General features: G+C 60.6%; 11 protein-coding genes and 1 other RNA gene. 7 read left to right on the top strand and 5 right to left on the bottom strand.

The features are described 5' to 3' along the window. Positions 1-295: 295 nt before the first annotated feature. Positions 296-1,300, bottom strand: coding sequence for an SURF1 family cytochrome oxidase biogenesis protein (locus QP971_RS03490; RefSeq protein ID WP_284810879.1), 1,005 nt, complete (start codon positions 1,298-1,300; stop codon positions 296-298). A gap of 10 nt (positions 1,301-1,310) precedes the next feature. Continuing rightward, positions 1,311-1,802 (bottom strand): low molecular weight protein-tyrosine-phosphatase, encoded by a 492-nt coding sequence (locus tag QP971_RS03485; protein ID WP_284810878.1) that lies wholly within the window; start codon positions 1,800-1,802, stop codon positions 1,311-1,313. 95 nt (positions 1,803-1,897) lie between these two features. On the opposite strand from QP971_RS03485, the gene QP971_RS03480 reads away from it, so the two are divergent. The 5 genes from QP971_RS03480 to QP971_RS03460 all read left to right on the top strand — a co-directional run bounded on the left by QP971_RS03480 (position 1,898) and on the right by QP971_RS03460 (position 6,769). Then, the gene (locus QP971_RS03480; protein WP_284810877.1) at positions 1,898-3,037 is read left to right on the top strand and encodes a Nif3-like dinuclear metal center hexameric protein; all 1,140 of its coding nucleotides are present in this window, start codon (positions 1,898-1,900) and stop codon (positions 3,035-3,037) included. After that, the gene (locus QP971_RS03475; RefSeq protein ID WP_239273529.1) at positions 3,038-3,754 is read left to right on the top strand and encodes a zinc ribbon domain-containing protein; all 717 of its coding nucleotides are present in this window, start codon (positions 3,038-3,040) and stop codon (positions 3,752-3,754) included. It begins immediately after the preceding gene. Continuing rightward, on the top strand, positions 3,754-4,884 hold the full coding sequence (locus tag QP971_RS03470) for a bifunctional RNase H/acid phosphatase (protein WP_284810876.1): 1,131 nt from the start codon (positions 3,754-3,756) through the stop codon (positions 4,882-4,884). The genes QP971_RS03475 and QP971_RS03470 overlap by 1 nt, the downstream gene beginning before the upstream one ends. 15 nt (positions 4,885-4,899) lie before the next feature. Beyond that, positions 4,900-5,349, top strand: an RNA gene (gene rnpB, locus QP971_RS03465) — RNase P RNA component class A. Between the two features lie 25 nt (positions 5,350-5,374). Continuing rightward, the gene (locus tag QP971_RS03460) at positions 5,375-6,769 is read left to right on the top strand and encodes an RNB domain-containing ribonuclease (protein ID WP_284810875.1); all 1,395 of its coding nucleotides are present in this window, start codon (positions 5,375-5,377) and stop codon (positions 6,767-6,769) included. 12 nt (positions 6,770-6,781) lie between these two features. Here QP971_RS03460 and QP971_RS03455 read toward each other — a convergent pair whose 3' ends face one another. After that, on the bottom strand, positions 6,782-8,056 hold the full coding sequence (locus tag QP971_RS03455; RefSeq protein WP_284810874.1) for a galactokinase family protein: 1,275 nt from the start codon (positions 8,054-8,056) through the stop codon (positions 6,782-6,784). A 259-nt stretch (positions 8,057-8,315) separates the two neighbouring features. Here QP971_RS03455 and QP971_RS03450 point away from each other — a divergent pair, with 259 nt between their 5' ends. Continuing rightward, the gene (locus tag QP971_RS03450) at positions 8,316-8,504 is read left to right on the top strand and encodes a hypothetical protein (protein WP_049377728.1); all 189 of its coding nucleotides are present in this window, start codon (positions 8,316-8,318) and stop codon (positions 8,502-8,504) included. A 59-nt stretch (positions 8,505-8,563) separates the two neighbouring features. On the opposite strand, the gene QP971_RS03445 is transcribed toward QP971_RS03450, so the two are convergent. Next, entirely contained in the window at positions 8,564-10,300 is a 1,737-nt protein-coding gene (locus QP971_RS03445; RefSeq protein ID WP_284810873.1) for a CYTH and CHAD domain-containing protein, read from the bottom strand. A gap of 135 nt (positions 10,301-10,435) precedes the next feature. Then, positions 10,436-11,494: a DUF2786 domain-containing protein gene (locus QP971_RS03440; RefSeq protein ID WP_284810872.1), complete on the bottom strand. Its 1,059-nt coding sequence runs from the start codon at positions 11,492-11,494 to the stop codon at positions 10,436-10,438. A gap of 192 nt (positions 11,495-11,686) precedes the next feature. On the opposite strand from QP971_RS03440, the gene QP971_RS03435 reads away from it, so the two are divergent. Beyond that, complete coding sequence (locus QP971_RS03435) at positions 11,687-13,024, top strand: glutamine synthetase family protein (protein ID WP_005324400.1); 1,338 nt, start codon at positions 11,687-11,689, stop codon at positions 13,022-13,024. Positions 13,025-13,027 lie beyond the last annotated feature (3 nt).

The following is a 13,027-nucleotide window of genomic DNA, read 5'->3' as shown; positions in this document are numbered from 1 at the left end:
GTTGTGGCACATCAGGGCCTTGTGGGGCGGAATGATGTCGTGAGACAGAGCGGAACGATGTCATGGAACCAGACACCTCAGGCCGCACAAGACAGACCGCCTCTCGGATTCGGTTCCGGGAGGCGGTCTTTTTGCGTTGGTGGGCTTAGCCGGTTGGCAGAGTTGAGGGGGCAAGGCCTCGAGAGCCAACTTGTGGCCACGTTATGTCCCCCAAGAGGAGAGGGCATAACGCATTAACGTGGCTGTCCCTTGGGGCCTGAGCGGATGCTCAGGCAACGGCCCAGGCAGGGAGGGGCTAGTAGCGCTCGCGGCGGCGCTTGTTCAACTTGGCGTAGTGATCCGGCTTCGAGTCGCCGTAGCGCGAGCGATTGCGGCGGCTGGCGGCATGCGAGGAGGACGCGGCGGGAACGGCCGTGGAATCGTCGGTCGTGGCCGCATGCTCGCTGAGGGCGGATACAGCGCCGGCCGTTGGCTCTGCGGGGCTGTGGTCCGCAGCAGGGGCCTCAGCAGTGGCGGGCTCGGAGGGGGTCGAGGCATCAGCGTCGAGGGCGGCGAGGGCCTCTTCCTCCTCGCGCAGGCGGCGGCGCTCCCGGATTTCGGACCATACGAAGTAGCCCAAGCCCAGCGGGGCCATGATGCCGAAGGCAATCCACTGGTAGCCGTAGGAGAGGTGGTTGCCGCGGTCGAGCTGCGGGATCGGCATGGGGTTGAGCACGCCGGGCTGGTCGGCGGAGAGTTGGATGTAGTCGTGGGCCAAAGGGGCGTCGATAAGCGAGGCAATCTGCTCCGTATGGATGGAGTAGACCTGCTGGTAGCCCTCCCGTTTAATGGGGGCGGACTGGTGCTGAGCCTCATCGGCGCGGATCATGCCGGTCAGAGCCGTTTCGCCAGAAGGGGCAGGGGGAATATCTGGCACGGCGTTGGCCTCGCCGGCCTTGACCCAGCCGCGGTTAACCAGGATGGTCAGGCCGGAATCGGTGCGGAAGGGAACCAGAGATTGGTAGGACGGACCGGAATCGACCGGGCGCAGGCGCAACAGCACCTCGTCCTGCGGCAGGTAATGGCCGTGCAGGGTGGCGCGGGACCACTCATCGTCCTTGATGGCGCCGTTGCCATCCACGAGGTCTTCCACCGGCTGGGGGTCAGCCTCATAGGCGTGGGTGATGAGCTCGTTGCGTTCCACAATGTCATCGTCCTTGCCCAGCTGCCATGGGGCAAGGACGGTAAAAGCAAGGTAGGAAAATGCCACGACGAAAAGTAGCAGTAGAACCCAACCCGGCTTAAGGAACGTCTTTAGCATGGGGCCTAGTCTAGTCGCGGTTAGCGCGAATCCAATCCAGCAGGCCAGGCACGGCGGCCTCGATATTCTTGCGCGTGGTTTCAAAATCCGCTGCGGAACCGTAATACGGGTCTGCCACGTCCGCGTCCTCCGGTGAGTTGGGGTCGAAGCTGCGCATCAGGCGAATCTTGTCGGGGGTGATGCCGTGCTCAATGAGGGCCGCGCGGTGGCCCTTGTCCATAGCAATGAAGATATCAGCGTCCATGTGCTCGGTGCCTAGCTTGGCCGCGCGGTGGGAACCGCCATCGTGGCCGCCGCGGCGCAGTTCGGCAACTGCGCGTTCGTCCGCGCCCTGGCCTACATGCCAGCCGCCGAGGCCGCAGGAATCTACGGTGGCGACGAGGTCTAGCATGTCCTTTTCCATTTCATCGCGCACGATGATTTCTGCCATGGGGGAGCGGCAGATATTTCCGGTGCAAACAAAAACGAGGTAAAGGCCGGAGCGGGTATCGGTCTCGGTCATGCGGAAAACCCCTTCGCGCGAATAGTACTGTGGTGCGGAAGATAGGATATAGCAGTAGTAACTATTCCATGAAACGAGCATAAAGGAGCACCTCCATGTCCGCTGTGAGCGTGGGCGATGTCCGCCGCGTACTCGATGAGGCCTACCCGCCGCACCTGGCGGAAAAGTGGGATGCCGTGGGGCTTATCTGCGGGGATCCGGCCGCGGAGGTAAAGCGGGTGGCTTTCGCTTTGGACTGCACCCAAGCGGTGGCCGAGCGCGCGGTGGAGCTCGGCGCGGACATGCTCGTGGTTCACCACCCGTTGCTGCTGCGCGGGGTGGAGTCTGTGGCGGCCGATACGCCCAAGGGCAAGGTAGTACACACGCTGGTCAGCAATGGCGTTGCCCTCTTTGCGGCCCACACCAACGCGGATAAGGCGCGGCCGGGAGTAAACGATAAGCTCGCGGAGTTGGTAGGCATCAACCCCGGCCGGCCCATCGTGCCGGAGCCCCAGGGAGTGGATAAGTGGGGCGTGCACGTGCCGGTCGCCGCGGCTGAGGAAGTAAAGCAGGCGCTTTTCGACGCCGGCGCGGGCCACATCGGCGCCTACTCCCACTGCTCCTTCGATATCGCCGGCACGGGCCAATTCCAGCCGGAGGAGGGAGCTGACCCCACCGAAGGCGAGATCGGCGCGCTGCACCGCGGCGAGGAACTCCGCGTCGAGTTCGTCGCCCCAGCCGCACTTCGCTCCTCTTTGCTGCAGGCCCTGCACACCGCCCACCCATATGAGGTGCCGGCCTATGACATCACGGAAACCGCCGGCCACCAGAACCTGGAAAATGCGCTCGGCCTCGGCCGCGTGGGCGAACTGCCGCAAGAGATGACCCTGCGCGAGTTCACCCAGCAGGTGGCTAATGCCCTGCCGGAGACCGCCTGGGGTATCCGCGCCGCCGGCGATCCAGATCAGAAGGTGCGCACCGTGGCCGTGTCTTCCGGTTCGGGAGATTCTTTCCTCTCCGCGGCCGCGAAGCTAGGCGTGGACGTGTATGTTACCTCGGATCTGCGCCACCACCCGGTGGATGAGCACCTGCGCGCCGGCGGCCCCGCCGTCATCGATACCGCCCACTGGGCCAGCGAATTTCCGTGGACGGCCCAAGCGCGCGATATCGTAGAGAATGCTTTAGAACTGGATACGGAAATTATTAGCCTGCGCACCGACCCGTGGACTATCTCTGCGCACCCAAAGGAGTCATAAGTGAAACTATCGCAAGAACTACAGCCGGTACTGCTGGAGCTGGCCAACCTGGAACGCTCGCAGGGCCATGGCGCAAAGAAGGAAATCCCGGAGCAAGCCGAGTATGACAAGGCCAAGGAGGAGCACAAGCGGCTGCTGGATGCCTCCGGTTCTGCGCAGATGGCCGTCGATGACATGGAGACCGAAATCCTGCGCATCCAGGCCGATGAGCGCAAGCTGCGCCAGCGCGAGCGCGATGATAAGCGCCAGCTCGGCGCCGCAGTGGACCCAGAAACCCGCAAGGATCTGGAGCACGACCTCTACGCTGCCAAGTCCCGCATCGCAGATCTCATGAGCGAGCTGCAGGAGGCGCATAACGAGGTGCACGCGCTGCGTTCCAACCTGGATGTCCACGGCGCGCGCGTTTCCGATTCCGAGCGCAAGCTGGAAAAGCTGCGCCGTGCGGCCGAGGCGGCTAAGGAAGCGGCCGCCAATCAAGAAGATCCGGCCGTGCGCATCGGCGAGCTGCGCGATCAACTGCCCGCCGGAGTGCTCAGCGAGTACGATACCCAGCGCGAGGAAAATGGCGTAGGCGCCGCCCAGTTCAAGGCCAACCGCGCCTGCGGCGGCTGCTTCATCGTCTTGCCTCCGGCCGAGCAAAACGCTGTGCGCAATGCCCCGGCCGATGAGCTGCCGCAGTGCGGCGATTGCGGCTCCTACCTGGTGCGCCTGGTCTAATGAAGGTCATCATTTACGCTGATGGCGGCTCCCGCGGCAACCCCGGAGTGGCCGGTTCCGGCACCGTTATTTATGACAGCAGCGGTCAGCGCATCCTGCGCGAAATTGTCTACGTGGTAGGAACCAAGTCCACCAATAACGTCGCTGAGTACAACGGCCTGCTGCGCGGCCTTGAAGCCGCCACTGAGCTGGGCGCTACCGAGGTGGAATTCCACATGGATTCCAAGTTGGTGGTGGAACAGATCAACGGCCGCTGGAAGATCAAGCACCCTGATATGCAGAAGCTGGCCCTGCGCGCCCGCGAATACATCAACGGCTTTTCTTCTTTCAGCCTGGACTGGGTACCGCGCGCCAAAAACAAGGTGGCAGACGCCCTGTCTAATGACGCCATGGATGCCGCGGCCGCCGGGCACCCAGAAGGCATTGTTGCTGGCGAAGAAGACTCCGAGTCAGCCCCAGCCGCAGAGCAGGACACCACCGCGCCGCACCCCACCGATTGGCTGGGGGATCGCGGACCTACCACTCGCTTTATCTTGCTTCGCCACGGGCAGACGGAGATGTCGGCCGCCAAGCAGTACTCCGGCCGCGCCAATCCGGGCCTTACGGAGCTCGGGCAAAAGCAGGCGCTTGCTGCTGCCCAAGCGCTTGCCGGCACCGACGTTGATGCCATCGTCTGCTCGCCCCTGCGTCGCTGCCAGGAAACTGCAGCGGCCGTGGCCAATGGCCGCGATATCGAGATAGAAACCGTCGAAGGCCTCATCGAAGTGGACTTCGGTGCGTGGGAAGGCAAGACCGCAGCCGAGGCCCACCAGCGCGATCCGGAACTCCACGAGGAATGGCTGCACGATGCGAGCGTCGCCTGTCCGGGCGGCGAATCGCTGCAAGCGGTCAACCGCCGCGTGCGCACCACCCGCAAGGAGCTCCAAGAACGCTTCGCAGGCAAGACCGTGTTGGTGGTTAGCCACGTCAACCCAATTAAGTCCTTCATCCGCCAGGCGCTCGATGCCGGCCCAGCCACCTTTGGTCATCTCTTCTTAGACCTGGCGGCCATTTCGCGGGTGGAGTTCTGGGAAGGCGGCTCTATGGTGCACGGATTTAACGATGTGGGCCACCTGGCAGGCCTGCGCTAGAATAAGGAACGCGAATGAGCCGGCCGGGTGATCGCGTCGCTTCAAACGGGTAGCCACGTGCTGCCGCGTGGGCGCCGAGGAAAGTCCGGACTCCACAGAGCACGGTGGTTGCTAACGGCAACCCGGGGAAACCCGCGGGCAAGTGCAACAGAAAGTAGACCGCCTTGTGCCTCCGCTTGAGCTTTGGCCCAAGTTGGAGCAGCAAGGTAAGGGTGAAACGGTGCGTTAAGAGCGCACCAGCACCGTCAGTGATGGCGGTGGCTGGGTAAACCCCACCGGGAGCAAGGCATCACGGCCCCGCTACGTTGCGGGGCCCGATCAGGCGTTTTAAGGCTGCTCGCTCGAGCCTGAAGGTAGCTGCTGGAACCAACTGGCAACGGTTGGTCTAGATGGATGTTCACCGCGCGGTGCTTCCCAGGGAGTGCCGCGATTAGACAGAATCCGGCTTATAGGCCGACTCATTCGCCCTACTACGTTTATGGTGGTGGACATGAAGCTCTATGCCGCCCCGCTTGATTTCCGCGCTATTGCCGCAGAATTTTCGGTAGCCACCGATTTTCCGGCCGAGGTCACCGACCAGGCCGTCCGCGCGCAGGACCGATACGCCGACTCGCGCCGCGACGCCCGCGAAATTCCCTTCGTGACCCTGGATCCCGCCGGCTCCATGGACTTGGATCAGGCGGTTTACATCGAAGAACGCGAGGGCGGATACCGCGTCTACTATGCCATCGCGGACGTTGCTGCTTTCATTGAGCCCGGCAGCGAGCTGGAGCGCGAATCCTTCCGCCGCGGCCAGACCATCTATCTTCCCGATGAACCCGCGCGCCTGCACCCGCCCGAGCTTTCGGAGGACCGAGCCTCGCTGCTGCCTGGCACCGATAAACCGGCCGTGTTGTGGACCTTTGACTTGGATGGCAACGGCGAGGTGGAGTCCTTCCACGTCGAGCGCGCGCTGATTTACTCCCAGGCCCGCCTGGATTATGAAGGCGCGCATGCGGACCTCGCGGCCGGCAAGCTCCACCCATCTATTGCTTTGCTGCCGGTGGTCGGCAGGCTGCGCCAGGAATCCTCCCTGCGCCGTGCGGCCATGTCCTTGCGCCTGCCCTCCCAGCGCGTCGTGGAAAATGCTGACGGCACCTTTGAACTCATTATTGAGCCGCGCTATGAGGTCATGGACTTTAACTCGGAGATCTCCCTGCTCGCTGGCATGTGCGCTGGGCGCCTCATGCAGGAAGCTGGCGTGGGCTTCTTGCGCACCCTGCCCGCGGCCGAGCCGGAGCACGAGCGCCAATTTCGTGCCGAGGCCCAAGCCCTAGGCTTTGCGCTTGACGACGCCCCCATTCCCCAATTCCTCCTCACCGTCGACGCCGATTCCCCGCGGGGTATGGCTGTTATGCGTGAGGCTCAAAGCCTTTTGCGGGGCGCCGACTATGCCTGGCTAGGCGAGCAAGAGGCGCAGGTGCATGCCGGGATAGGCGGCTATTATGCACACGTCACCGCGCCGCTGCGGCGCCTGTCCGATAGGTTCGCCACTGAGGTCTGCCTAGCCCTATGCGGCGACTACGAGGTTCCCGGCTGGGTGGGGGAGCGCGCCAAGGACGTCATTGGCGCAATGCGCTCTACTTCGCAGCTTGCCTCCCAGGTGGATAAGGCCTGCCTTAACCTCACCGAGGCCACCGTGCTGCGCCCTTGGCTCGGCACCAATTTCCCAGCCACCGTCGTCAGTGGTGATCCGAAGCGGTCCAAAGCTCGGATTTTTGTTCCGGAGCCACCCGTCTTCGCCCAATCTGTAGGCGCGCCAGAAACCGGCAGCGAAACCACCGTTTCGCTGGTGACAGTGGATACCGATTCGCGCGAGGTGCTCTTTGCGTGGCCTGCTGATTAGCCGGAGAGGCTACTAGCTTTCGCCGCGCGCGGCCTCGCCAGGCTGCAACTCGACTACGAGCAGGCCATCGTCTGCCAGGTCGGCCGCAAAGTTGTGCGCGCTTTTCGCCGGAACGTAGGCAATGACCGCATTTGAAGTCCCCGCGTGTGCCGAACGGCCCGCTACGGCGCCGCGGACCGTGACCAGCTCGGCGAGTTTTTCCGCCGAATCCAAGCCGTAGATATTGGCTAGGGAGGACTGTGACTGCAAAAGAATGGGGAAGAGCTCCGCGCCGCGGTGCGAGCGCAGGAAGCGAGTGAACTTTTCTACGCGCTCAGTTTCTTCCTCATAAAAGGCCATCCACTCCGTGGCGGCGCTGATACTCGGGCGGCCTTCCTCGCCGTAGACCTTGTGCACGGCCTTGAGCCAGTCGAGGACTCGCTGTTGGGCGTCGGGAAGCAAGCGCAGTGAATCGGTGCCAAAGGAATGGCAGGCATCATCAATAAAGCGCTGCCGCTGACGGATATCGGCGATAGCCTTTTCCTCCTGCGCGGAAAAATCTTCCGGCACCGCCACTGCGAAGGCAGCTATCTCGCGGCCTACAAGGTGCGGGGCGTGGGTGACAGAACCATCGGCGTAATCCATGATGCATACGCCCTCACCCGTGCTGCGCAGGGCTGCGCTGTGGCGGGCACGCAAAGGCGGCCGTGAACCAAAGGTAGTAACGGCCTGGGTGCATACATCCGCTACCCGGGCCCTTAGCGGTGCATCCAGGTCCGCATCGGCCCCCATGAGGGCCAGTGCTACCGCGACATCCGCGGCGGCATCTGCACCCAAACCCGCACCTTCCGGAATATCGGAGGCGATGGTGATATCCGCGCCGGCTGTCTCACGAGAGAGCAACTGGCGGTTAATCATCGTGTGGACGATGCCACCCACGCGAGCGGCCAGGCCTCCCTCCGGTGCCGGTGGAATGATTGGCTGTCCCTCTGCATCCGTGGTGGGTTGTTGCGCTGTTGCCAGCTCTGCGAGCGCTTGCAGGCTAATCGAGTCATGAGCAGTCTCGCCCTGAGATGGGTGGAAATGTACGGCCACCACGCCGTCGGTGCGCGGGCTTACTGCAGCAGTGGTGCGTAGCTTGTCCACGCACATGGCAACAATGCCGCCGAAGTGGTCAATGTGTTCACCAATGAGGGACCACGTTGCCGGCGCGCTGGCGGTATGCGTTGGAGCGCTGCCCGTGAACTCGGTATGTGCTTGGGCGGCGCGCTCGGCTACAGGCTCTGCAGGCGTTGACCACAGTGGCATGGGTGCTAAAGCTCCTTTTCCAGGTTCTGGGACCAGTAATCTTCGTTGCCCCACACACGCGGTGGTGCGTTTAAAGCAACGAACGCCCGCCACCTATGTGCGCGGTGGCGGGGAATACGACATGGATTCGTATAAAAGAATTGCGCTGCCCCACATTCTAGCGGGCATCGGTGAGACAGCGTAGGTAGTGTGGGCACAAGCCATATCAGCGGCAGCACTTAGCCGGTGCCGCTGATGCAACGACTGAGAGGATAGTTTCATGAGCGATGCAGACCAGAAGTGGTTCTTTGATCCCGCCACTAAGGAAGTCAGCCAAGGCAAAACTTCTGGCTGGGAAAATCGGATGGGCCCGTATGACACCCGCGAAGAGGCAGAAAACGCCATCGAAATCGCCCAAGCCCGCAATGATGCGGCAGATGCCGCAGACAAAGAGGATGACTGGAAGTAAATAACCTCCAGCCATCTTTTTCTACGCCGTGTTTCCCAGTAACTGTCTGGGAAGCGCGGCTACTTTAGTTTCTTACGCAGCGGCTTAAACGCCGCCTTGATGTCCTTGAAAGACTCGGCGTAATCATCAAGAGCCTTTAGACCAATGGTTCGCTCGCGCTGGTAAAGCAGGCCGTAGCCAAAGGTATTCTCCCCACGACGGCGAGCGGACTCTGCCAGATCGAGCAGCTTATCGCGCGAAGTCACCGAATCCTGGAAGTCACCGAGCACCGACTGCATCTGCTTGCAGGCCTTGTAGAGGCGCTTGGTCTTGAGGTTGGTGGCAGAACCAGCTGCTTCAGCTGCATAGCGCAGCTTTTTTGCTGCCTTGCGCATATCGTGGAAATAATCCTCGCGCTCGTGCAGGGACAATTCCTGGTTATCCCAGTTCTCCACGGCCTTCTTATGGCGCTTAACCAGCTTTTTATAGGCCTTTTCAAGGTGCTGCGCCATCACGGTATCCATGTCGGCGGACTTGTCCTTGGACTTCTTTTTCTCCGGCTTGTGCTCGGACTTCTCTGCAGCAGGCGCGCTGTCCTCGCTGGATTCGGTAGGGGTAGCGGCGTCCTCTTCCGCAGAGGACTGTTCCTCCGTCGCCTCCGCCTCGCTTGCTGCCGGAACGGACTCCTGCTGCTTATCGGCCGTTGGCGGGTCTGCGAGCAGGCGGTCAAGGGACTCCAGCAGCTCTAGGTAACGCTCGGAATCAAGGGCTGCGATAACGCGGCGGTGCGCACGGCGGTAGGCGGTGCCCATATCTTGTGCAATGTGCTCGCGGGTGGAGTCATCCAAGGTGTCAGAATCTTCGGATTCCAACAGCTTCTGCCAGCGCTCTTCCACAACTTCCGCATCGCGAGCAACGCCCAAGATGCCGGCGAGCTCCTTGAGCTCGGCTTCAATTTTTTCGATTTCTGGGCCGACCACAATGCCGTGGAAGGTCTGAAGGTGGCTGCGCAGCTCGCGGGTAGCTACACGCATCTGATGCACCGAATCCCACTCATCGCGGCGCACGCGAGGGTCGTAATCAACCAGCTTGTCGCGGTTAGCTTGCAGCGCGGTGATCACGGCGGCGGCAGGGGAGTCCGAGTCCACGTCCGGCGTTACCAAGGCCGGGGGAAGCGGGGCGTTGGCATAAGAATCACCCAAGGCCGATTTCAGCTTGGATGGGGAAGAAGATACGCGAGCACCGGCACCGATGAGAAGAGAGGTAGCACGGCGAATGAACTGCGTTCCTTCCTCGGTACCAGGTAGCTCACCCGCGAGCTCTACTTCCCACTCGCGCCACGACTGCTGCTGGCCACCTGGAAGGAAGGAAAAGGCGGTGACGTGGTCATCGCAGAATTCTGCTACCGGCTTATTCTCGGTATCCGCTAGAATCATCTCGGTTCGCTTGTTGTCTACCTGAGCAATTGGGGCGAGCTCATTGTGGCGGATAATGGAGCGGACCTGGTGGAGAAGCTCCTCGGGTACTTCGTAGCGGCCATCGACAGGCTCTCCCAGATCGGCGTGGATTTCGGTGCGGCCAGCCTCGCTAGGAATCTTGATATGCCAGCCATCATCATTGCCACCGGTGCGACGGCGGAGGGTGACCTTTGCGTGGGTGAGGCGGAGGTCTTCAGTGTCGTAGTAGATGGCGGATAGTGCGTGGTGGCGCGTGTCCGCGACGTGGTCAACTCCCTCAAGGCGGGTCAGTTCAGGGAGCTGAGTGGACTCGGCTACGGAGAATTTCGCTTCAACTTCGAGAAAAGACTGTGTAGACATTCACGTACCTTCTACTTTCTAGACCTAATCAATCTCATCGGTGATCTTACCTGTAATGACCTCGTTGTGGTGCCATTATTCGCCCCCCGTTCGCTAGCAGGGAACGGGGGCGAAGATGCGTATTGAACAGGGAAATTACCGTGTAATTTCTGGAACCGAACCGAGCCCTGAGGCGTCTCTTCCTAAGTGAGATTTATCGGCAGCGGCAATGCCATCGTTGATGCCGTGCAGACTGTTCATTGATAGTGACATCTCTGTGAGATTGGGGAAGAGACGGTTGCGGGTATCGATGGCGTGATCGGTGCGTGCTTGCAATGCGGGAAGGGTTTGGGTGGCTACAGCCTCTGCATGGTGTGAGCAATACTGAGACTCACGCAGGTTTTCAGCAATTCCGTCCTCATTGGCTTGGGTGAGCAATTCACCGATGCGGGCTGCATAAGACAGACGGAAGCTGCGGCGATAAGCGGCAGTGGAATTGGTAGCGCGGGCGATTTCCGCTCCATCGCCGTTACGCATAAACCAGTCGCATTGGCGGTTGAGGGAGGCAAAAAGGTCGGCGCAATGGGCGGCATCGGCAGGAGCGCCAATCACACAGGCTAGACCTTTGTCATGGATGAGGAGCGTGGTGCATCCATTGGCGTCGGAGATGGTGCTGAGCAGGGAAGCCTGGTGTTTGATGTAGGGCGGGTGTATGTGCACGCGATGAGAAATGAGATCAGGGAGCTCGGATGTAAGCAGATCCTCGATGCGATACTTCTGTTGCAGGGACTGCGCTTTAGAAATAAGAACCTCGGCCTCATCTTCAAAACTGGTGGACTCAGCCTTGCGTAGAAGGCCTAGGACCTTCGTACGAATTTTGCGTTGTTTATCGCTAAGGCCGTCTTCTCGCAAGGATTCGCCAGAGGCCAAAAGTTCAGTATCGCGTAACCTAGGCAGATGAATTAGCTCTTTAATAATGGCGCGCAGCTTATCGCGCGGAATGAAATTTTCTTCCGGCGGTGCCATTTGTAGCCAAGCCTTGCGTAAGGCAGGGGAGGTAATCCGTGCCGGCACATGAGGGCTAGCACGGTAGATAATGGGATAGGCGTGTGGGCCTAAGATATGCTCTAAATCCGCCGGTGCCCAACCGTGTTGCGCAGCGGTGATGAGGCGTTCGATTACGTGAGCAGAAAGGTCATCGCAGTGTGAGGTCATAAAACTTAGTCCTTTAACAGGTGTACGTGTGTTCGCTTGCTTCCTCAGCAAAGCATGCGCACCAATTGGCACGTGAAGGAAAAGCCCCCGCTAGATACCCCCTAGATACTCTTGCGACCTGCGCTTTTCTCCCTGGAAAAACTGTCGCATGAACTGTACATCCCTCGGAGGTAAGCCGGTAAGGTCTAAGGCATGAATAGCCAACACGAATTTGTCCTACGAACCGTTGAGGAACGCGATATCCGCTTTATCCGCCTGTGGTTTACGGATATTTTGGGTGCCCTCAAATCCGTGGTCATGAGCCCGTCCGAGCTGGAATCGGCCTTTGAAGAAGGTGTTGGCTTCGATGGTTCTTCCGTGGAAGGGTTCTCCCGTATCTCTGAGTCTGACACCATCGCCCTGCCAGATCCCTCCACCTTCCAGATTCTGCCCTTTGATATGGATGAGCCGGACCTGCAATCGGCCCGCATGTTTTGCGATATCGCCCAACCAGATGGCCAGCCCTCCATGGTGGACCCGCGCCATATCCTGCGCCGCCAGGTCACTGAGGCCGCCAACGATGGATTTACCTGCATGGCCTCGCCAGAAATCGAGTTCTATCTTTTGGAGCGCGGCCGCGAACTTACAGACTTGGTGCCCACGGACAACGGCGGTTACTTTGATCAAGCAACGCACGATACCGCCCCGCTTTTCCGCAGGAAGGCAATGTTAGCGCTGGAATCGCTGGGAATTGCCACGGAGTTTAGCCACCACGAAACCGCGCCAGGCCAGCAAGAAATTGATCTGCGCCATGCGGACGTGCTCACCATGGCCGATAACATCATGACCTTCCGGCACGTGATCAAGCAGGTGGCCACCAATTCCAACGTGCGCGCCACCTTCATGCCTAAGCCCTTCGAACATTTGCCGGGCTCTGGCATGCACACCCACTTGAGCCTTTTTGAAGGCCAATCCAATGCTTTCCACGATCCGGATGATGAATTCTCTTTGTCCCAGACCGGCCGCCAGTTCATCGCCGGCATCTTGGAGCACTCCACGGAGATGTCCGCGATTGTGAACCAGTGGACCAATTCTTATAAGCGCCTGATGTTCGGCAACGAGGCGCCGGGCGCAGCCACCTGGGGAGTATCGAATCGCTCCGCGTTGGTCCGCGTTCCCACCTACCGGCTTACCAAGGAAGAATCGCGCCGGGTAGAAATCCGCTCCATTGATGCCTCGATGAACCCCTACCTGGGGTATGCGGTGCTACTAGCAGCAGGCCTGCGAGGCATCCGCGAGGGCTACGAGCTCGATGATCCGGCCGAGGACGATGTCCACCAGCTCACCCGCCGCGAGCGCCGGGCAATGGGCTATAAGGATCTACCCACCAGCTTGGATCAGGCCTTGCGAGAATTTGAAAAATCCGAGTTCATGGCAGAAGTCTTGGGCGAGCACGTCTTTGAGTTCTTCCTGCGCTCCAAGTGGGATGAGTGGCACCACTATCAGAGCCAAATCACCACCTTTGAGCTGCGCAATAACCTGAATTTCTAGGAG

Source organism: Corynebacterium marquesiae (genome assembly GCF_030229635.1).
Classification (GTDB): Bacteria; Actinomycetota; Actinomycetes; order Mycobacteriales; family Mycobacteriaceae; genus Corynebacterium; species Corynebacterium marquesiae.
Note: the sequence above shows the minus strand (reverse complement) of the source record. Positions and strands in the feature narration are given on the sequence as shown.